Origin of the sequence: Stenotrophomonas sp. 610A2, from assembly GCF_030549615.1 — a bacterium.
Lineage (GTDB): Bacteria > Pseudomonadota > Gammaproteobacteria > Xanthomonadales > Xanthomonadaceae > Stenotrophomonas > Stenotrophomonas pigmentata.
On the sequence record NZ_CP130832.1, the window covers coordinates 3,315,268 to 3,335,978 of the forward strand.

Sequence of the window (20,711 nt, forward strand, 5' to 3'; positions counted from 1 at the left end):
CGCCCTCAGGTACCGGTGATGTACTGCTGTAGCTGGCCGAGTTCGCGGCGCTGCGCCTCGATCACCGACTTGACCAGGTCACCGATGGAAATCACGCCCACCACCTCATCGCCATCCACTACCGGCAGATGGCGGATACGTCGGTTGGTCACCAGTTCCAGGCATTGCTCGACGGTGACTGTAGGTGCCACGGTGACCAGCTCGGCGGTCATGATCTCGCGAACCGGCGTGCTCGCCGAAGAACGGTCCATCAATACGATCTTGCGTGCGTAGTCACGTTCGGAAAGGATGCCGACAAGATTGCGGCCCTCCATTACCAGCACCGCGCCGATGCCCTTCTCGGCCATCAGGCGGATTGCCTGCACCACCGCCACATCCGGTGGCACGGCGTGGATCTCAGGGGACTTGGCCCCAAGCAACTGTCGAACGGTCTGCATGGCGTTCTCCTGCGCTGGCGGATGGGGCAGATACTGCCACGTTCGCCGGCTGCCATGTGTCGACCAGGTACAAAGGCCGCTGCTTGGCCTCCATGTACAGGCGGCCGAGGTACTCGCCGATCAGCCCCAAGGCGATCAACTGCACGCCGCCCAGGAACAGGATCACCGCCATCATCGTCGGCCAGCCAGCAACCCGGTCGCCATACAGCGCCGCCTTGCCGATCACCCAGGCAGCGAAGGCGAATGCCCCGGCAGCGGTGAACAGGCCCAGATAGGTCGCCACCCGCAACGGTGCGGTGGAGAAGCTGGTGATGCCTTCCAGCGCGAAATTCCACAACTTCCAGAAACCGAACTTGCTGCTGCCCGCCAAGCGCGGCTCGCGTCGGTACGGCAAGGCGATGCGCTTGTAGCCGACCCAGCCGAACAGACCTTTCATGAACCGATGGCGCTCGCGCAGCTGCCGCAGGCCAGCCAGCGCACGCGCTGACAGCAAGCGGAAATCACCGGTATCGGCGGGGATCGGCGTCTTCGACAAGCGCCCCATCACCCGGTAAAACGCCGCTGCGGTGAAGCGCTTCAACCAACCATCACCGCCGCGCTCAACACGCGTGCCATAGACATCGTCATAGCCTTGCTGCCACAGGGCAACGAACTGCGGAATCAACTCGGGCGGATCCTGGCCATCGGCATCAAGAAGAATCACCGCACCTTCTTCAATGAAGTCCAACCCCGCCGTCAGTGCGATTTCCTTGCCGAAGTTACGCGACAGCCGCAGCACCGAGACCTGCGGCTCCTGCGCAGCCAGTTCTTGCATCACCCGCCAGGTGGCATCGCTGCTGCCGTCATCGACATACAGAATGCGGCCATCGACATCAGCTGCCAGCGCATGCAATTGGGCGCATAGGCGCGGATGCAGCTGCGGCAATGCTTCCTGCTCGTTGAAAGCGGTGATCAGCAGGGTGAGGCGTTCAGGCGTATTCATGAGCGAAGTCTAGCAACAGCCACACCTTCAATCAGCGTCATCAACGTAACCGGCCCCGCCCAACTGTCGCGCCTGCCGCTGGATCCACGCGGCGCGGCGCTGCACATATGGACCAGGCTTGGCCGCGTTGTAGCGCCGTGGCGACGGCAGTACCGCCGCGAGGCGGGCGCTTTCAGCAGGGCTCAAGCGCGCTGCATCCTTGCCCCAATATGTGCGCGATGCTGCCTGTACCCCGTAGATGCCATCACCAAACTCGGCGACGTTGGCGTACATCTCGATGATGCGTTGTTTGGGCCACAAGGCCTCGATCAGCACCGTGTACCAGACCTCCAGTCCTTTACGCAGCCAACTGCGGCCCTGCCACAGGAACACGTTCTTGGCGGTCTGCTGGCTGATGGTGCTGGCGCCGCGCAGGCGCCCGCCACGCTCATTGTGCTTGCGCGCCTTTTCAATGGCCTGCAGGTCGAAGCCGTTGTGCTCCGGGAAGCGCTGATCTTCGGCCGCCACCAGCGATATCGGCACGCTGCGCGCCATCTCGTCCAGGTCACGCCACTGATAACTGATACGGAACTTCCAGTCCCCATGGGCCAGAGCCTCAACCTGCCGGAACAGCATCACCGTGGAAAACGGCGGATCGACAAAGCGCAGCACCAGCACCTGCAACACGCTGAACACGACAAACACCACTGGCGCCCACAGCAAGCGCCGCAACCAGCGCCGTCGGCGCCCTGTTCCTGTCCCCTGCTCCACCTTGAGCTCGGCCTGCTCCGCCCCCATTGATATCCACCTTGCAAGACTCTTTGTCCGGCGCATTATCCGGCACCGACCCCACCTCGCGTAGATTCAGCCCCATGACCGACACCTCCGATCTGCTTGCCCGCTTCCTTCTGCCCGCCGCCGGCGTGCGCGGCGTCCACGTCCGGCTCGGCCAGGCATGGCGGGAAATCCTCTCGCACGGCACCTATCCCGCCACCGCCGCTCGCCTGCTCGGCGAGGCAAGCGTGGCCTCGGCGCTGTTTACCGGCCACACCAAGGTGGACGGCCGGCTGTCCATTCAGCTTCGCAGCAGCAGCGCCCTGCGCGCACTGTTCAGTGAATGCACCTCGGCCGGCACCCTGCGCGGCATTGTCCAGCTGAACGACGGCGAGGATGCCCCGGCCACCCTGCCAGGTCTCGGCGACGACGCCCTGTTGGCCATCACCATCGAAAACCCCGGCCTGGATCCGCGCGAACCGCAGCGCTACCAGAGCCTGGTCGCCCTGACCGGCGACAGCCTGGACGAGGCATTCGAGGACTACTTCCGTCACTCCGAACAGCTGCCGACCCGCCTGTTGCTGGCCAGCGACGGCGAGCACGCGGCCGGCCTGCTGCTGCAGAAACTGCCCGGCGACGAAGGCGATGAAGACGGCTGGGTCCGCGCTGGCGCACTGTTCGACACGCTCGGCCGCGACGAATTGCTGGCCCTGCCGGGCAGCGAGCTGCTGCACCGCCTGTTCCATGAGGAGAACCCGCAGCTGGTTGGCGACAAGGCCCTGCGCTTTGGCTGCTCCTGCTCGCGCGAGCGGGTCAGTTCCATGTTGCAGTCGCTCGGCGAGGAGGAAGCACGTGCCGCCGCCGAGCCCACTGGGCAGGTCGAAGTACGCTGCGAGTTCTGCGGTCAGGAATATCACTTCCCATTAGCAGAAATTGGCGTATTGTTCAGTTCCACACCGGCTAACCAGCCCGCTCCCGAGCGGCTGCAATAACGGTCCAACGAGTTGCGTTCTGGGGAGGGCGAAGACTTGTTAAGAAACCATAAACCGCATAGGATCGAGAACTCACGCGCCGGGAACTTCCTGGCGCCCACGGGGTCTTACTGAGTCCATGAACGCCTTATTGCGCCTACCGCTTGCCCTGATGATCGCCCTTGGCGTGGTCACGGGCGTGCATGCGCAAAGCAAGCCGCGCGCCATGGACAGCACCGTGTTGCCGGTCTGGAACCGCGGCAGCGGCAAGGTCGAGGCCCTGCTTTATCTGGAGCCCACCGGCACCCAGAACGTTGGGGCCCGCTGGAATTTCGGTCAAAGCTCGCTGGATGCCGCATTTGGGCTGTCCTCGGGTGACTCGCTCGGCCTGCTCTGCAACAGCAGCCGCGGCAGCAGCATTGGCGGCCTTGCCAGCCATTGCATGCTGGCCAGCCTCGGCGATGACGACGACAGCAACAACGGCCGTCATATCTCGGCAACCACTGCGTTCAACCGCCCAGGCGGCCGCGTCGGAGTAAGCGCCGGCACTGGCCGCGACACGCTCCCGGCCTGGTTGTCGGGTGGCAACAAGAGCGGCGCGGCGCGGGTCGAGCAGAATGACCTCACCGTATTCGGGCAGAAGAACATCGGCCGCGAAGGTTTCGTCTCCATCGGCGGCACCTACGCCAAGGCACGCCTGGTGCCGTTGACCGATGCCGCTCCGGCGGTGGTTGATCAATGGGACAGCAAGAGCCTGACCGTTGGCGGTGGCTACGGCGCCTTCAGCGCCAATGTCATCGGCCGCGTTGTCGACGCCCCCGGCCAGAGTGGCAAATGGGAAGGCCTGGGACTGGGCATCACCTGGCGCACCCCGTGGAGCGGCCAGCTCACGGTCGGCGCGGAAAACGTGATCACCCGCGGCAAGAATCCATTCTCACCGCGTAACGAAAGCAATGACGACGGCGCAATACCGTACGTCCGTTACGAGCAGGACCTGTAAGAATTCTCTGCTTCAAATCTCAAGCGCCCCGTAAATCGGGGCGTTTTGCGTTCTTGCGCGCTCGGAAACCTCGACCTCCAAGACCTTGGGCTTCGTGTTCAGCCCGAGCTTCCTGAAGGGCTTCGACGTGTCGCTGGACTGGTGGCAGATCAACATCAAGAACGTGATCAGCCGTCCGCAGGTCACCTACATACTTGACCAGTGCTATGTGGAAGGCAACCAGAGCTGGTGCGACATCGTCAATGACGGCCTGACCCGCAACGCACTGGGCCAGATCACCTACCTGAAGATGGGCCTGGCCAACCTAGGCGAGATCGAAGTGGAAGATTACGACCTGACCATGCGCTACTCGCTGCCCGATACCCGCTTCGGTGCGTTCTCGTTCATCTGGGACAGCACCTACATGTCGTCCTATCGCACCAAGGCAACCCCGGACGCAGACTGGGATGCCTCGGAAGTGGGCACCTACGTCAAGGACACTCCGGTCTGGCGCATCCGCTCCAACCTGACCGCGAACTGGACCTATGGCGATTTCGGTCTGACTTGGACCACGCGTTACTTCTCCAGCCTGGTCGAGAACTGCAAGTACCCGACGGTGGCTGCGCTGTGCAGCGATCCGAACCGCGTCACCGCTTCCGGCAAGGACCCGCAGAACAAGCTGGCCGCGACCACGTATCACGACCTGCCGGCACGTTACAACGTGCCGTGGAATGCAACCGTGTCGGTGGGCGTGAACAACGTGTTCGCGAAGGAACCGCCGGTGGCGACACAGGCGTCGCCAACAGCTTCGACTACCAGTACGACACCCCTGGGCGCTACTACTACATGGAGTACCGTCAGCGCTTCTGATCGTAGCCTGGTCAGTTGAAACAGGACGGCCCTGGTTTCCCGGGCCGTTTTTATTTCCATGTTGCGATGGCCCGGCACACCCTGAGCAGATTCCAGTTCGCTCAGTCGTTGGACACTGGTCCCGACCAGGCGCCCGGCATCAACATCGAACCCCCGCCGAGCGGGGCTACCGAAATGGCAGAGCTGTTCGCGACTATCGTTGCACGCAGCAGACACCTCACTGCAAAAGAAAAGGCCGCATCACTGCGACCTTGCTCCGTCACTTGTGTTCGAACAATTCAGCCGTTCGGAATCAAGGTCTCGATCACATGCTCGACATAGGCCTCGAAATCCTCGCGCGCCTGCTTGGGCTGCTGCAACTGCAGCGACAGCTGCAGGAAGCCGACATATGCGGCATACGCAAGCCGAGCACGATGGCGGGCATCAGTGGAACTCAGCCCGGCCTGGCGGAACGAGGCAATCAGGTATTCCATGCGCCGCTGCGAAACGCGGTCAATGACCGGCCGCACCATCGGGTTGTCCAGGGCCTTGAGCAGCTCGCTGTAGATCACATGCGGGGTGACCTCATGCGCCACCAGCTGGAACAGCGCGCGCAGCCGCGTACGCGGATCAGGCACCTCTTCCAGACTGCCGAACACCTGCTGCTGCTCCACCACTTCCCAGCGCTCCAAGGCTGCTTGCAGCAGCGCATCGCGCGAGGGGAAATGCCAGTAGAAGCTGCCCTTGGTCACGCCAAGGCGGCGCGCCAGCGGCTCTACCGCGACCGCGCCCACACCCTGTTCAGCGATCAGGTCCAAGGCCGCTTGCGCCCAGTCATCCGCGCTCAGGCGGCTATTCCGCGTGCTGCGGGACTCGGTGCTGGAAACTGAAGAATCGTTCATGGGCAGATTTAACCATACGGCGGGGACTGGTTGCAGTATGTGGACAACAAATCCGCGGACAATCTGGCAATTAATTGTCCAGATGGCCGATCGCAGGCGCCGCTCGGCGGCGCCTCCATACCTATAGGTATTGACAGTGATTCAGGCCATTCCATACCATCAGGTATGGTTACCCCTCTGCCCTCCTCTACATCTGCCGAAGACATCCGCCTCGAAGGCGCGCATGGCGCTGGCCTGGGCGCATCCAGAACCAGCGGAAAACAGCCCTGCATCCTGTTCGCGCATGGCTTCGGCCAGACCCGCGGCGCATGGACTGCTGCTGCCGAAGCGCTCAACGCCGAAGGGCATGCCACGCTCAGCTACGACGCGCGTGGCCATGGCGACTCGGACTGGAATGCCAACGATCTGCCTTATCACGGCGACCAGTTCACCGATGACCTGATCGTGGTCGCTGGCGAGCTGCCGCGTCCGCCCGTGTTGGTCGCCGCTTCGATGGGCGGCCTGTTCGGCCTGATGGCCGAAGCGCGCTGGCCGGGCCTGTTCTCGGCAATGGTGCTTGTGGATATCACCCCGCGCTGGGAAACCAGCGGTGTGGAGCGCATCCTTGCCTTCATGAGCGCGCACCCGGACGGTTTCGCCTCGCTGCAGGCTGCCGCCGACACCATCTCCGCCTATATGCCTCACCGCCCACGCAAGAGCGAAGATTCGCTGCGTGCGCTGCTGCGCCCAGGCAAGGATGGCCGCTGGAACTGGCATTGGGACCCGCGCCTGGTCAACGAACTGGCGCGCGACAGCGAGCAGCATCAAGGCGTTATCGCAGACGCAGCAAGGCAGGTGCAGTGCCCGCTGCTGCTGGTAAGCGGTGGTCGCAGCGACCTGGTCTCGCCACAGACCGTTGAAGAATTCATGGCGCTGGTGCCACACGCACAGCATGTCCATCTGCCCCATGCCACCCACATGGTGGCCGGCGATGACAACAATGCGTTTACCGCCGCTGTGTTGAACTACCTGGACGCACTGCCTTCCGCAGCGTCCGCCCGAACCGAGCACGTTACCGGAGCACGTCCATGAGCATCCTCGTACCTTTCCTGGCCCTGCTGCTAGCAGGCGCCTTTGTTGCCTACCATCGCATGCGGCTCGTCGTCTGGACGATCATCAGCGTTGCAGCCCTGGCCATCTGCTGGTTCGCCGGCGTCAACCAAACCGCGATCATCGTCGCTGCCGCCATCGTTGCGCTGATCTGCGTGCCGGTGCTGCTGCCGTTCCTGCGCAAGCCGCTGATCACCGCACCGTTCATGGGCGTGTTCCGCAAAGTGCTGCCGCCGCTGTCCAAGACCGAGCGCATCGCACTGGAAACCGGCTCGGTTGGCTTTGAAGGCGAGCTGTTCACCGGCGACCCGGACTGGAACATCCTGCTCAACTATCCCAAGCCGCAGCTCACCGCCGAAGAACAGGCCTTCATGGATGGCCCGGTGGAAGAGCTCTGCAAGATGGTCAATGACTTCGAGATCACCCACGTCCACGCGGACCTGCCGCCGGAGCTGTGGGAGTTCATCAAGAAGAACAAGTTCTTCGGCATGATCATCCCGAAGGAATACGGCGGCCTGGGCTTCAGCGCGCTGGCCCACCACAAGGTCATCCAGAAGCTGGCCTCGGTATCGAGCGTGGTCAGCTCCACCGTCGGCGTGCCCAATTCGCTGGGTCCGGGTGAACTGCTCAACCATTACGGCACCCAGGAGCAGAAGGATTACTACCTGCCGCGCCTGGCCATCGGCCAGGAAGTACCGTGCTTCGGCCTGACCGGCCCGTTCGCCGGCTCCGATGCAACCTCGATTCCCGACTTCGGCATCGTCTGCAAGGGCATGTGGAAGGGCGAGGAAGTGCTGGGCCTGAAGCTCACCTTCGACAAGCGCTACATCACCCTGGCACCGGTCGCGACCCTGATCGGCATGGCCTTCCGCATGTACGACCCGGACGGCCTGCTCGGCGATACCAAGGACATCGGCATCACCCTGGCACTGCTGCCGCGTGACACCGATGGCGTGGAAATCGGCCGTCGCCACTTCCCGCTGAACTCCACCTTCCAGAACGGCCCGATCCGCGGCAAGGACGTGTTCATCCCGCTGACCCAGCTGATCGGCGGCGCCGAGAAGCGCGGCCTGGGCTGGAACATGCTCAACGAGTGCCTGGCCGTTGGTCGCTCCATCACCCTGCCCTCCACCGCGTCCGGCGGTGCCAAGGCCGGTGCGGTGGTGACCGGTGCCTATGCACGCATCCGCAAGCAGTTCGGTCTGTCGGTCGGCCGCTTCGAGGGCGTGGAAGAAGCGCTGGCCCGCATCGGTGGCAAGGCCTACAAGATCAGTGCGCTGTCGCAGGCCACCGCAGCCGCGGTTGACCGTGGCGACGTGCCGTCGGTGCCGTCGGCGATCGCCAAGTACCACTGCACCAACATGAGCCGCGAAGTCATTTCCGACGTGATGGACGTGATCGGCGGCAAGGGCATCATCCTCGGCCCGCGCAACTTCGCCGGCCGCAGCTGGCAGGCCGCACCGATCGCCATCACGGTGGAAGGTGCCAACATCATGACCCGTTCGCTGCTGATCTTCGGCCAGGGCGCCATCCTCTGCCACCCGTGGGTACTGAAGGAAATGAAGGCTGCGCAGGATGAAGACCGCAAGGCCGGCCTGCGTGAGTTCGACCAGGCGCTGTTCGGCCACGTTCGCTTCGGTATCTCCAACGCCGTGCGTTCGCTGTGGTTCGGTCTGACCGGTGCGCGCTTCGGTGCCGCCCCAGGTGACGCTTACACCCGCCGCTACTTCCGCAAGCTCGACCGTTACTCGGCCAACCTGGCGCTGATGGCCGATATCTCGATGATGACCCTGGGCGGCAAGCTCAAGTTCAAGGAATCGCTGTCCGGTCGCCTGGGCGATGTGCTCAGCCACATCTACATGACCAGCGCCATGCTCAAGCGTTACCACGATGAAGGCGCACCGAGCGCTGACCAGCCGCTGCTGGCCTGGGCCTTCCACGACAGCGTGCACAAGATCGAGGAATCGCTGTCGGCTGCGCTGCGCAACTTCCCGATCCGTCCGATCGGCTGGCTGATGTGGGCACTGATCTTCCCGTTCGGCCGTCGCGCCGAGGCCCCGGGTGATCGCCTGAGCCGCCGCGTTGCCGCCACGCTGATGGCACCGGGCGAGGCGCGTGACCGCTTGGCCCAGGGCGTGTTCCTGACCCCGTGCGAGAACAACCCGGGTGGCCGCATCAACAGCTACCTGTCCAAGGCGATCATGGCCGAGCCGGTGGAACGCAAGTTCATCAAGGCACTGAAGACCAAGGGCATCGAAGCACTGACCTTCGCCACCCAGCTCGACGAAGCCGTGGCCGAAGGCGTAATTACCCAGGACGAGCGCAAGCTGCTGGAAGAGCTGCGCGAGATCACCATGGACACCATCACCGTGGACGACTTCGAGCCGCACGAACTGCGTTCGGCCGGCTACTACGACCTGCCGGGCAAGCAGCGCCCGCAGCCGCAGCAGGCCGCGTAAGCCAATCCACATGCAATACCGACGGCGGGCCTTGTGCCCGCCGTTTTCATATCAGGACACCATGCCATGACTGCGCCCCTGCTCGCGCTATACCGTCGTTTCAACCGCTGGCCCGCCGGCAACTGGCTGTTCTCGCGCGCGGTCTGCTTCAAGGCACCCTACTTCGCCAGCATCTCGCCAACCATCACTGCGCTGGAGCCGGGCCGCTGCGAAGGCGTGATCCGCCAGCGCCGCCGCATCAGCAACCATATCGGCACGGTGCACGCGATCGCGATGTGCAATCTTGCCGAGCTCGTCGGCGGGGTGATGGTCGATGCCAGCCTGCCGGCTGACATGCGCTGGATCCCCAAGGGCATGGAAGTGAAGTACCAGGCCAAGGCGCTGGGCGTGTTGAAGGCGGTGGCCACCCCGCAGCAGCCCATCATCAGCACCGACCACGGCTATGACCTGCCGGTGCAGGTCAGCGTCACCGATGCCGCCGGTACCGAGGTATTCCAGGCCATCATCGCGATGTGGGTATCACCACGTCCCAGCCGCAGCGGAGGCTAGCCCATGCAGACCGCGGAATGGATGCTGCGCCTTGGCGGACTGCACTGTCTGGGTTTCGCCCTGTTCCACCTCGCGTTCTGGCGCTTGTTCGGCTGGAAACATGAGCTGGCAAAGCTCAGCGCTGCCAACCGCGCGATCATGCAGATACTCAACTTGCGCCTGATCTACGTGTTTGTGGGAATGGCCGTGCTGTCGCTGGTGTTCACCCGCGAACTGCTGGATACCCAGCTTGGGCACGTGGTGTTGGCTTTCATGGCCGTGTTCTGGCTGGGCCGCACCATCGAGCAATTCGTTTTCCTGCGCATCAATGACTGGCGCGTGCACCTGCTGACCGCCTTGTTCGTGCTCGGGGCGGTGCTGTATGCAGTGCCGTTGTGGCTGGGATTCGCGCTGTACATCAGTCGTTGATCACCAGCGATGCTCCTCTGTAGTGCCGAGCCATGCTCGGCAGGGGCCTTACAAGCCAACCCAACGTAGCGGCGAGCCATGCTCGGCACGGGCTCTACGGATAATGCCTCTGCCGAGCATGGCTCGGCACTACAGGTGATCTATCGGTAATGCCCCTGCCGAGCATGGCTCGGCACTACAGTTGATCTATCGGCAACGCTCCTGCCGAGCATGGCTCGGCTCTACAGCGCGCGTAGCAGCAGGGCCACGATTGCCGGTACGGCCTGCACGTAGAAGATGCGCGGGCTGACGCTGTACGCGCCGTAGGCACCGGCCACCACCACGCAGACCAGCGAGAACGTCACCAGCACCGGCTGCGCCAGCACCAGCCCGGCGATGATGCCGGCAGCGAGGAAGCCGTTGTACAAGCCCTGGTTCGCCGCCAACACGCGCGTGGCCTGCGCTTTCTCCGGCGTGTTGCGGAAGGTCTTCAAGCCCTGCGGCTTGGTCCACAGGAACATCTCCAGCACCAGGAAGTACACATGCAACACCGCCACCAGCAGTGTCACCGCCATCGCACTCACGCCCAATACGCTCATCGTCATCTCATCCTGGCAACACGGCGGCAGCCCGCCGCGGGGGAATCACTCAACGATCCTGCGGCAGCTTCTTCTCTTCGCGCAAGACGCCCAACGCCGACAGCGTCATGAACACGGCCACCGCAGCGCCACCGACGAACACCGCCTTTGAGCCAAACAGGGACAAACCTTTGTGCACCCAGGCAAAGGTCAGGTCAGCGCCGCGATAAACCACGGTGTCGATGGCCGCACCGGCCTTGTAACGCCATTGCCGGTCAACACGCGTATAGATGGTCTCGCGTGCCGGTTTGCCCAGCGAGAATTCGCTGGCACGGGTCAGCACCTGGATCACCGCTACCATCACCGGCAACGGCGATGCTGCCGCGATCGAGAAGCCGATGATGATCGCGAAACCCGGAATCAACAGCGCCGGAGCCACGCCATAACGTGACAGCAACCAGCGGGTCAGGCCCAGCTGGATGATCAGGGTCAAGGCATTCACCGCCAGGTCGATGCGCGAGTAGAACGCGGTACTGGCCGCTGGATCGGTGATCATGCGGCGTACGATCGAGGCCTGCTCGTTGTACAGCATGGTCCCCACGCCCACCCCGAAGACCACCATCAGGGCCAGCCAGCGCAGCAGCGGCTCCCGTGCGATCAGCTTCAGTCCATCGAACACGCTGCCGCCCATCGGCTGCTCGCCGTCGGTCAGCTGCTGCTCGCGTTCGCGCTGCACCGCCCACGGCCGCAGCTTCCAGATGCAGAACAGGCAGATCGACAGGAAGCCGGCCGAGACCAGCATCAGGTTGGCGATACCGACCCGCTGCACCAGCGAGCTGGTGATGATCGGCCCCAGGAACGCCCCCACCGTGCCCGCTGCGCCGATATACCCGTAGAAAGCACGCGCCTGCACGTTGGAGAACACGTCGGCCATGAAGCTCCAGAACACCGCCACCGCGAACAGGTTGAAGACGGTGATCCAGAAGAAGAACGCCATGCCCCGGCCGGGGATGTTGGCGCTGAACATCGCGTAGAACACGAACAAGGTGAAGATGAAGAAGCCATACACCAGCGGCAGGAACACCCGTCGCGGATAGCGGCTGACCAGCCAGCCATACAGCGGCTGCAGCACCAGCATGATCAGGAACACGCAGGAGAACAGGAACTGCAGGGTGAAGTCCTTCAGCGGCATGCCATGGGCTGCGAACCAGGCGATCAACCCAGGCGGAAACAAGGCCTCCATGTCCGCCGATGCGGCCATCGCCTCGCGTACCGGGCGCAGCACGTAATAGCCGCTGAGCAGGCAGAAGAAGTACAGGAACGACCACCACAGCGGCGGCGAGCCGCGCAGCGCCAGCAATAGTCGATGCATTGCACCGGGTCCGCGCGGAACGGTCATGCGGCACCCCGGCGCAGCGGGTGGCGAGAGGACGGCGGCATCGGGCAACTCCGGTGGGACTCGGCAGAGCGCGTACGTTATCTAATGCACTGCAACATCGCCAGTGCGGCAGGGCTTACTCCGGTACAACGCGCCGTTCTATCCTGAGGGACTCGGGAGGGAGAAGCGTGTGAGCGAAGCTGCAAAGGAATTCGACTACATCATCGTCGGTGCCGGTTCGGCCGGCTGCGTGCTGGCCAACCGGCTCAGTGCCGACCCGCAGCTACGGGTGCTGCTGATCGAAGCCGGCCCACGCGACTGGCACCCCTTCATCCATATGCCGGCCGGCATCGCCCGGCTGGTCAACAACCGCCGCGTGAACTGGAGCTATGACACCGAGCCGGAACCCGCGTTGGGCAACCGCCGACTGTGGTGGCCGCGCGGCAAGGTGCTGGGCGGCTCGAGCTCGATCAATGCCATGTGCTATGTGCGCGGCGTGCCCGGCGACTACGACCGCTGGGCAGCGGCAGGTGCCAGCGGTTGGAACTGGGACAACGTGCTGCCGTGGTTCCGCCACAGCGAAGGCAATGCGCGCGGCGCCGATGCACTGCATGGCGCCGACGGTCCGCTGCAGGTAGCCGACCTGCGCCATGTCAATCCACTCAGCCGCGCCTTCATCGAAGCCGGGCAGCAGGCTGGACACGCACACAACGCCGATTTCAACGGCGTCCAGCACGAAGGCGTGGGTCTCTACCAGGTAACGCAGAAGAACGGCGCACGTTGCTCCTCAGCCGCCGCGTATCTCACTCCAGTGCGCTCGCGTAGCAATCTGCAGGTAGTCACCGGCGCACTGGTTGAACGGCTGCAGATCGACGCTGGGCGCGTTACCGGCGTGCACCTGCGCGTGGGCGGCCAGCGCCAGCAGTACCACGCGGCCGCAGAAGTATTGCTCAGCGCCGGCGCGATCAACTCGCCGCAACTGTTGATGCTGTCCGGCATTGGCCCCGCCGATGCGCTACGCGCGCAGGGCATCGACGTCCAGCTCGACCAACCCGGCGTCGGTGCCAACCTGCAGGACCATCTGGATATCTGCACGCTGTACCGCAGCGTGCCCGGCGTCAGCTACGACCGCGCCAGCGAGATCATGATCGGGCTGAACTACTTCCTGCGCGGCCATCGGGGTGCCGGCACCAGCAATGTGGCCGAGGCCGGCGGTTTCGTGCGCTCGCGTTTCGCCCCGGACGAACGTGCCGACATCCAGTTCCATTTCGTCCCGGCGATGCTGGACAACCACGGCCGCAATCGCCTTCCCGGCGACGGCTACACCCTGCACGCCTGCTACCTGCATCCGCGCAGCCGTGGCCGCATCAGCCTGGCCAGCGCCGACCCGGCTACACCCGCGCGCATCCAGGCCAATTACCTCAGCGATGCCGAAGGCTTCGATCTGAAGATGATGGTCGAGGCCGCACGCCTGAGCCGCGACATCCTGCAGCAGGCCGCGTTTGCACCGTGGCGCAAGTCAGCGCTGTTCCCCGCCGATGAGCACCTGGACGATGCCGGGCTGGAAGCCTTCATCCGCGCCAAGGCCGAGACCATCTACCACCCGATCGGCACCTGCCGCATGGGCAGCGACAACGCGGCAGTGGTCGACCCGCAGCTGCGTGTGCGCGGCATCGATGGATTGCGGGTAATCGATGCCTCGGTGATGCCGACACTGGTCAGCGGCAATACCAATGCGCCGACCATCATGATTGCGGAGCGGGCGGCGGGGTTGATGCTGGGGTGAGGCCCAGTGGTTGTTGTCAGGGAGAAGCAGGCAGAGGCAGAAAGCACACCCCTCTCCGGCCCTCCCCTTCGCCTTTGGCGAAAGGGAGGGAGACAAGCGGCTGCTCACGCCACCTGCAGCATCGCTGGCAAGGGGCAATGCAAGGTGGCGCAGATGGTCCGCAGCAACTCGGCTTCGGCGATGTTGACGCGCTGGTTGTGGCTCACCGTTGCGGTCACCGCTTCCACCAGCAGCTGCTTGGCCAGCGGGTCCATCGAATCCAAGGGTGCCCAGACTTCATCCAGGGCCAGCACGCCGTTTGCCGGCGGCGCGTAGGGCAGATGATCCTGCGGCAGGATGCGCTGCAGGCCGGCCAGATAGGCTCGGCGTGCGCCCGCTTCGTCGCCGGGGTTGCCGGCGCGCGCCACCACCGACAACAGGATGGCGAACTCACGTTGCACGCCGCTGGCTTTGCGGCGGCCGAAATGCAGGTGACGCGATGGATCCAGGGCTGCCTGCACCTGCACCAGCAACAAGCGCGACAGGCAGTACTCGAACAGGGAGATGCGCCCATCGGCGTGGGTCACCGCATCAATGCAGCGCATGAAAGCCATCAATTGCGGGCGGGGCAAGCTGCGCAGGGTCGGGAATGCCAAAGCCGCCAATGGCAGCCGCAGCGCAGCGTGCAGCTCGCGTAACGGGCCCGCCGCGATGCTCATTACGCTGGCGGCCATCGGCTCGCCCAGTTGCGCGCTCACCGCTTCACGCTGGCGCGCGGCGACCGCGGCATCCACGTCCAGCAACATTGCCAGCAACAGCGGCTGCGCCGCGCCACGATCGCCGGCCAATGCGCGCAGGGGCAGTGGCAGACTGCCGGCCAGGCGCACTGCCTGCTGGTAATCGTCGTCGGCAGGCGTCGCCACCTGTGCGGCAACCATCACCGGATCAACGGACACCCGCTGCACTCCCGGCAACGGCGGCAGCAACGCATCCACACTCGCTGCATCGCGCCCTGCCAGACCAAGCACGCGATCCTCGGCCAGCCCGTCGGGCGGCGTAATGAACCAGTTCCCGCGCAGCTTCTGCAGCTGTTCGGCTCGGAATGACGGTTCCAAACGCTGGATACGCTCAACCAGCGGCGGATGGGTGGCGAACCAGCTGGACAACCGCAAGCCTTCGCCAAACAACATATGGCTGACCTCCTCGGCGCCGGCACGGTCGGCCAGATGCGAGCCGTCATCCAGACCGCCGATCTTTTTCAGCGCACCCGCCAAGCCCTGCGTCTGCCGGGTGAACTGCACCGCCGAAGCGTCCGCCAGGATTTCGCGCTGGCGCGATACCGCCGCCTTGATCAGCCGACCAAACAAGACGCCGATGCTGCCGATGGCGATGCCGGCCAAACCAATCAGCATCAACAAGAACACCGGCCCGACACTGCGACCGAAGCGCACACGCGTGCCGCCGCCCATATGCAGCAGCACGCGCTTGCCGATCACACTGAGCATCAGGATGCCGAACAGCACGCCCATCAGGCGGATGTTCAGGCGCATGTCGCCATTGAGGATGTGGCTGAACTCATGCGCGATCACGCCCTGCAGTTCGTCGCGGTTGAGCCGCTGCAAGGTGCCGCGGGTCACAGCAATGGTCGCGTCAGCCGGCGAATAACCGGCGGCAAAGGCGTTGATGCCCGCTTCCTGTTCCAGCACGTACAGGCGCGGCATCGGCACGCCGGAGGCGATTGCGATCTCCTCCACCACATTGCGCAGCCGCCGCAATGCAGGATCGCGGGTATCGGCCGGCACTTCGCTGCCGCCCATCTGCGCCGCCACCGCTTCACCGCCGCCGCTCAACGAACGGATCCGGTACAGCGAGGCGAAGCCGATCACCGCCACGGTCAGCACGCTGCTCCACAGCACGCCGCGCACGCTGCCAGTGCCAAACCACACCAGCACATCCACCATCAGCACGATGGCCAGCACCGCCAGTGCAAACAACAGCACCAGCCGCCCGGAGTTACGCCGCGCCTGGGCCTGGTGTTCGAAGAAGTTCATCCCGCGCCCCTGTTACACCTGCGCCAGGCTCAGAACTGCACCTTGGGCGCTTCGCGCACCTGCTCGCGCTTTTCCTGTGGAATATCCAACAGCGCCGCCGTGGCGAAATTGAACATGTCGGCAAACACATTGGCCGGGAAAGTCTCGCGGCGGTTGTTATAGCCCATCACCGCGTCGTTGTAGGCCTGGCGCGCGAAGGCGACCTTGTTCTCGGTGCTGGAGAGCTCTTCGCTGAGCTGCATCATGTTCTGGTTGACTTTCAGTTCCGGGTAGGCCTCGGCCACCGCCATCAAGCGCCCCAGCACACCATTCAACTGCCCCTGCGAGGCCGCCAGCTGCGCCATTGCCGCCGCATCACCCGGATCAGCCTTGGCCGCCGCCAAACCTGACTGCGCAGCACTGCGCGCTGCGATCACCGCTTCCAGGGTCTGCCGCTCGTGGCCCATATAGGCCTTGGCGGTCTCCACCAGGTTGGGAATCAGGTCAAAACGGCGCTGCAGCTGTACGTCGATCTGCGCAAAAGCGTTCTTGTAGCCGTTACGGGCCCGGACCAGGCCGTTATAGACACCCACGCCTGCTGCCACAACTGCGACAACCACCACAAGAAAGATCAGCAATATCAACGCGATGCCCATTCATTCTCTCCCCGTTTGTGCATTGATGAAAAGCGGCGCTAGAATCGCCGACAGCAGTAGCTTACAGGCACCGATCACGATGAAAGACAAGAGCAAGCGCCGGCACATTCGTCCGGTGGCATCGGGATTGCTGGGGGTGTTGATGCCCTTCGCATTGTCGTCTACCGCGCAGACTCCCACTCACAACGGCTCGCCAGCCGTCGCGCCCGCGACAAGCGTGTTGCCGGTGAACCTGGAGAACGCGCCCACTCAATCGCCGACGCAGCCGATGCCGTATCGCACCGCACTGCGCCCGGATCAGATAAAGCCGCTGCCGGCCGACTTCAATGTCGCGTCCATCGAATCACTGGCCGAGCAGCTGACCTACGGCAACCGCGTCCCCGGCATGGCCATGGCCATCGTCCAGAACGGGCGCGTGCTGTCGGCACGTGGTTACGGCGTCACCGATATCAGCAACCCGCAGGAAGTCGACGCACATACCGTGTTCCGCCTGGCATCGCTGTCCAAGGCCTTCGCCGGCACCATGGCCGGCCTGCTGGTCAACGACGGCACCCTGCGCTGGGACAGCAAGGTCACCGACTACGTGCCCGGCTTCCGCCTGGCCACGCCCGAGGCAACCGACAAGCTGACCGTGGCCGATGTGTTGAGCCAACGCGTCGGCCTGACCAGCAATGCCTATGACCGCGATGTCGAGGCCAATGCCGACTACTACTCGCTGACCCAGAAGCTGGCCACCGCGCCACTCAAGTGCGCACCCGGCGAATGCTATTCCTACCAGAACGTCGCCTTCAGCCTGGTTGGCGATGTGGTGTTTGCCGCCTCGGGCAGCTTCTACGAGCAAGCCGTTGAAAAGCGCATCCTCAAGCCGCTGGGCATGAACGATGCCAGCCTCGGCCTGGCCGGCATCCAGGCCAGCCCGCGCTGGGCGCGCCCGCACGTGCGCAGCCGCAACGGCTGGGTGTCGTTGACGCCCAAGCCCACCTATTACCGCGTCGCACCTGCCGCCGGCGTCAACGCCAGTGCCAGTGACATGGCGCAGTGGCTGTTGGCGCACACTGGCCATCGTCCGGACGTATTGCCGGCGCCCTTGCTGGCAACGCTGCACGCACCGTTGGTGAACACACCAGGCGAAATGCGCTCGGGCTGGCGTCATCAGCGCCTGGACTCGGCGGGCTATGCGCTGGGTTGGCGCGTATTCGATTACTCCGGCCACCAGGTTGTCTTCCATGCCGGCGCGGTGCAGGGCTATCGCGGTCTGGTCGCGCTGCTACCGGAACGCGACCTGGGCATCGCCATCATGTGGAACGGCGAGAGCACCCTGCCCAGCGGCATGATGCCGACCATCCTCGATCGCGCAATCGGCCTGCCGACACAGCGCTGGCTGGATGTGGACACCGACTTCGGCAGCGACAACCTGATGGCAGAAGATGCGGCTCCGGCACGCGGCGGCAAGAAGGGCGCATCCTCGGATCGCGCGGTGGCATCGCCCCGCTGAGTTGGGTGGTGGTTTCCAGCAATACGGGAAAGGCGGCCGATGGCCGCCTTTCTCTTTGGTCGACAGCGTAGAAACCAGAGTCCGGTAGATCGGATGCACCATCAGCTTCGCGGCTGACGCCGCTCCTACAAAAACCGGTGCCACCAGTAGTGCCGAGCCATGCTCGGCAAGGGGCTTTACCAGCAAATCAAATGCACCCCTCCCAACCCACCCCTTGCCTGCGGCATAGGGAGGGCTCGGTTCATCGGCACGGGTTGGTCGGCGAAGTTCACCACTCCGGTAGTGCCGAGCCATGCTCGGCAGGGGCTTTACCAGCAAACCAAAAGCACCCCTCCCAACCCTGCCCTTGCCTGCGGCAAAGGGAGGGCTCGGTTCGTCGGCATCGGTCAATGGAAGTTAGATCTCCGACCAACGCGCAGGCATCGCCCGAGCGGATGCATCGCTGGCTTCGCGGCTGACGCCGCTCCCACAAACCAGATCTCATCTCCGCTGCGCTGGATGTTGAGCGGCTTCGCTGCTGAGGCAGCGCTCAATGGTTGGCTGCTGCCGAGCATGGCTCGGCACTACCGAAGCGGTTGGCCTGCCCGGCACGGGCCACTTCGATCCGCCCATAAAAAAACTCCCTCCCCGCTGGGCAGTCGGGGAAGGAGTTTCAGGTACTGCTAGTGGAGCTGGATCAGATCAGCGGCGCCGGGGTAGCCGGCAGCGCTACCGGAGCGGCCTTCTTCTTGCGAGCGGCCGGCTTCTTCTTCGCAGCAACCTTCTTGGCGGCCGGCTTCTTGGCGGCAACCTTCTTTGCAGTCTTCTTTACGACCTTCTTGGCAGCTGCCTTCTTGGCAACCTTCTTTACGGCCTTCTTAGCTACTTTCTTGACGGCCTTCTTGGCAGTTGCCTTCTTGGCAACCTTCTTTACGGCCTTCTTAGCTACTTTCTTGGCGGCCTTCTTGGCAGTTGCCTTCTTGGCAACCTTCTTTACGGCCTTCTTGACGGTCTTCTTGGCAGCTGCCTTCTTGACGGTCTTCTTGGCTGCTGCCTTCTTCACGGTCTTCTTGGCGGCTGCCTTCTTCACGGTCTTCTTGGCAACAGCCTTCTTTGCGACCTTCTTCACTGCCTTCTTGGCGGTTGCCTTCTTGGCAACCTTCTTCACGGCAGCCTTCTTGGCGACTTTCTTTACCGCCTTCTTGGCGGCCGGCTTTTTAGCAGCTTTCTTCGTAGCCATGGTTTGTTCCTCGTCAGTGATCTATGGAATTGAAATGCCCAGTTGAAGCAAATCCGCGGTGTTCGGCGGAGGACCGACGACGCGTCTAGCGCGTCGTTACGGATACAGAAACACCCGCAACGGGTCCCGCTGCAGGTGCCAGATAGAAATCAGGGGGGTGTTTCGCGGAAGGAAGCGAGTCCTGCTCCACCATCGAGAGAATCCTGGCGGACGTCCAAGTTGTGCTTCGCGTCTGAATGTTGATCCGGCTCACTCGCTTCCGCAGGAAAGGTCTGCTGGGCGAAACCTAATCACGGTTTTTTTTACTGTCAACTATCTTTGCAAAATATTTTTCGGAAGCCTTCAGCCTTCCGCGCCCCGCTGCCGACCGTCACCGCTCGCTGCGCACACCCTACGACAGCGCGACAGCACCCTCCAAAAAAAACACAAAGTAAAAAAACATCGGTAAAAGCGCACTTTTCTTTTCAGCCCTGGCAACACGCGCCGGTGCGCGCCTTACTTCAAGCGCATCTCAAGGCATGCGACCAACGGCCACCAAGGACCGTTTCCCGCACCCGAAAAAAAGTTTGCCGACGGCAACGCTTTGCCGCTGCAGCGGATCATTTTGCGCAAACTTTTTGAACGTTTTCGCAGCCCTCGACGACTGCGATCGGAACGACCTGGCGTCGACCTGCATCCACTTCGACATGCAATCGTCCGGCACTCATCACCAGCGGTCATCACGTGATGCTGACATCGGCGTAAAAAAAAACGGCCGCTGACAGCGGCCGCTTTCCGGATCACGACAGGACTCAGTGGTCCTCGTTCTCCAACATCTCGGCGTAGTCGTCCGGGCCGAGCAGGTCATTCAACTGATCCGGATCGGACAGCTCGACCACGTACAGCCAGCCGTCGCCGTACGCATCTTCGTTGATGGTTTCCGGCTTGTCGGTCACCGCTTCGTTGACTTCGACAACGGTGCCGGACACCGGGCTGTAGACGTCGGATGCTGCCTTCACCGACTCGACCACCGCTGCGCCAACACCAGCCTGCACGCTGTCACCAACAGCCGGCAGTTCGACGTAGACCAGGTCACCCAGCAAGCCCTGGGCATGATCGGAAATACCGACGGTAACGCGGTTGCTGCCTTCGACACGTGCCCACTCGTGGGACTTGAGGAACTTGAGGTCGCCAGGGATCTCGCTCATGGAACTACTCCGGAAAAACGGTGGTCGGGATGAAGCGCTAGTTTAA

The 20,711-nt window shown here is 63.5% G+C and carries 19 protein-coding genes; 9 read left to right on the forward strand and 10 right to left on the reverse strand.

Annotated features, from left to right (window positions below):
- Positions 1-5: 5 nt before the first annotated feature.
- From Q5Z11_RS14885 to mtgA, 3 genes are read right to left on the reverse strand one after another with little or no spacing between them, the layout of a single operon-like run.
- On the reverse strand, positions 6-437 hold the full coding sequence (locus Q5Z11_RS14885) for a CBS domain-containing protein (RefSeq protein WP_303747117.1): 432 nt from the start codon (positions 435-437) through the stop codon (positions 6-8).
- Positions 397-1,419, reverse strand: coding sequence for a glycosyltransferase family 2 protein (locus Q5Z11_RS14890; RefSeq protein WP_303747118.1), 1,023 nt, complete (start codon positions 1,417-1,419; stop codon positions 397-399). The genes Q5Z11_RS14885 and Q5Z11_RS14890 overlap by 41 nt, the downstream gene beginning before the upstream one ends.
- Positions 1,420-1,446: 27 nt before the next feature.
- Entirely contained in the window at positions 1,447-2,196 is a 750-nt protein-coding gene (gene mtgA / locus Q5Z11_RS14895) for a monofunctional biosynthetic peptidoglycan transglycosylase (RefSeq protein ID WP_303747119.1), read from the reverse strand.
- 74 nt (positions 2,197-2,270) lie between these two features.
- Here mtgA and hslO point away from each other — a divergent pair, with 74 nt between their 5' ends.
- The 3 genes from hslO to Q5Z11_RS14910 all read left to right on the forward strand — a co-directional run bounded on the left by hslO (position 2,271) and on the right by Q5Z11_RS14910 (position 5,011).
- On the forward strand, positions 2,271-3,164 hold the full coding sequence (hslO, locus tag Q5Z11_RS14900; protein ID WP_303747120.1) for an Hsp33 family molecular chaperone HslO: 894 nt from the start codon (positions 2,271-2,273) through the stop codon (positions 3,162-3,164).
- A 151-nt stretch (positions 3,165-3,315) separates the two neighbouring features.
- Positions 3,316-4,143, forward strand: coding sequence for an XOO1806 family protein (locus tag Q5Z11_RS14905; protein ID WP_303750059.1), 828 nt, complete (start codon positions 3,316-3,318; stop codon positions 4,141-4,143).
- A gap of 34 nt (positions 4,144-4,177) precedes the next feature.
- The gene (locus tag Q5Z11_RS14910; protein ID WP_303750060.1) at positions 4,178-5,011 is read left to right on the forward strand and encodes a TonB-dependent receptor domain-containing protein; all 834 of its coding nucleotides are present in this window, start codon (positions 4,178-4,180) and stop codon (positions 5,009-5,011) included.
- A gap of 259 nt (positions 5,012-5,270) precedes the next feature.
- Here Q5Z11_RS14910 and Q5Z11_RS14915 read toward each other — a convergent pair whose 3' ends face one another.
- On the reverse strand, positions 5,271-5,873 hold the full coding sequence (locus Q5Z11_RS14915) for a TetR/AcrR family transcriptional regulator (RefSeq protein ID WP_303747121.1): 603 nt from the start codon (positions 5,871-5,873) through the stop codon (positions 5,271-5,273).
- Positions 5,874-6,038: 165 nt separating this feature from the next.
- On the opposite strand from Q5Z11_RS14915, the gene Q5Z11_RS14920 reads away from it, so the two are divergent.
- The 4 genes from Q5Z11_RS14920 (at position 6,039) to Q5Z11_RS14935 (ending at position 10,378) form a co-directional block, all read left to right on the forward strand.
- Positions 6,039-6,944 carry an alpha/beta fold hydrolase gene (locus Q5Z11_RS14920; RefSeq protein WP_303747122.1) on the forward strand — a complete coding sequence of 302 codons (906 nt, stop codon included), beginning with the start codon at positions 6,039-6,041 and terminating at the stop codon, positions 6,942-6,944.
- On the forward strand, positions 6,941-9,421 hold the full coding sequence (locus Q5Z11_RS14925) for an acyl-CoA dehydrogenase (RefSeq protein WP_303747123.1): 2,481 nt from the start codon (positions 6,941-6,943) through the stop codon (positions 9,419-9,421). The genes Q5Z11_RS14920 and Q5Z11_RS14925 overlap by 4 nt, the downstream gene beginning before the upstream one ends.
- Before the next feature lie 66 nt (positions 9,422-9,487).
- Positions 9,488-9,970, forward strand: a complete 483-nt coding sequence (locus Q5Z11_RS14930) for a hotdog fold domain-containing protein (protein ID WP_303747124.1) — start codon at positions 9,488-9,490, stop codon at positions 9,968-9,970.
- 3 nt (positions 9,971-9,973) lie between these two features.
- Positions 9,974-10,378, forward strand: coding sequence for a hypothetical protein (locus Q5Z11_RS14935; RefSeq protein ID WP_303747125.1), 405 nt, complete (start codon positions 9,974-9,976; stop codon positions 10,376-10,378).
- A gap of 221 nt (positions 10,379-10,599) precedes the next feature.
- Here Q5Z11_RS14935 and Q5Z11_RS14940 read toward each other — a convergent pair whose 3' ends face one another.
- Together Q5Z11_RS14940 and Q5Z11_RS14945 are read right to left on the reverse strand one after the other, a co-directional pair.
- Positions 10,600-10,956 (reverse strand): DUF1304 domain-containing protein, encoded by a 357-nt coding sequence (locus Q5Z11_RS14940; RefSeq protein ID WP_405051609.1) that lies wholly within the window; start codon positions 10,954-10,956, stop codon positions 10,600-10,602.
- 49 nt (positions 10,957-11,005) lie between these two features.
- Complete coding sequence (locus Q5Z11_RS14945) at positions 11,006-12,334, reverse strand: NTP/NDP exchange transporter (protein WP_405051610.1); 1,329 nt, start codon at positions 12,332-12,334, stop codon at positions 11,006-11,008.
- Between the two features lie 169 nt (positions 12,335-12,503).
- On the opposite strand from Q5Z11_RS14945, the gene Q5Z11_RS14950 reads away from it, so the two are divergent.
- Positions 12,504-14,099: a GMC family oxidoreductase gene (locus Q5Z11_RS14950; protein WP_303747127.1), complete on the forward strand. Its 1,596-nt coding sequence runs from the start codon at positions 12,504-12,506 to the stop codon at positions 14,097-14,099.
- A gap of 104 nt (positions 14,100-14,203) precedes the next feature.
- On the opposite strand, the gene Q5Z11_RS14955 is transcribed toward Q5Z11_RS14950, so the two are convergent.
- On the reverse strand, positions 14,204-16,129 hold the full coding sequence (locus Q5Z11_RS14955; RefSeq protein WP_303747128.1) for a M48 family metallopeptidase: 1,926 nt from the start codon (positions 16,127-16,129) through the stop codon (positions 14,204-14,206).
- 29 nt (positions 16,130-16,158) lie between these two features.
- Positions 16,159-16,764, reverse strand: a complete 606-nt coding sequence (locus Q5Z11_RS14960; protein WP_405051611.1) for a LemA family protein — start codon at positions 16,762-16,764, stop codon at positions 16,159-16,161.
- A 79-nt stretch (positions 16,765-16,843) separates the two neighbouring features.
- Between Q5Z11_RS14960 and Q5Z11_RS14965 the strand changes: the two genes are divergently transcribed.
- Positions 16,844-18,259, forward strand: a complete 1,416-nt coding sequence (locus Q5Z11_RS14965) for a serine hydrolase domain-containing protein (RefSeq protein ID WP_303747129.1) — start codon at positions 16,844-16,846, stop codon at positions 18,257-18,259.
- A 676-nt stretch (positions 18,260-18,935) separates the two neighbouring features.
- On the opposite strand, the gene Q5Z11_RS14970 is transcribed toward Q5Z11_RS14965, so the two are convergent.
- Together Q5Z11_RS14970 and gcvH are read right to left on the reverse strand one after the other, a co-directional pair.
- Positions 18,936-19,478 carry a hypothetical protein gene (locus Q5Z11_RS14970; RefSeq protein ID WP_303747130.1) on the reverse strand — a complete coding sequence of 181 codons (543 nt, stop codon included), beginning with the start codon at positions 19,476-19,478 and terminating at the stop codon, positions 18,936-18,938.
- Positions 19,479-20,269: 791 nt separating this feature from the next.
- A complete protein-coding gene (gcvH, locus tag Q5Z11_RS14975; RefSeq protein WP_282270622.1) occupies positions 20,270-20,665 on the reverse strand; it encodes a glycine cleavage system protein GcvH in 396 nt (131 codons plus the stop codon).
- Positions 20,666-20,711: the final 46 nt, after the last annotated feature.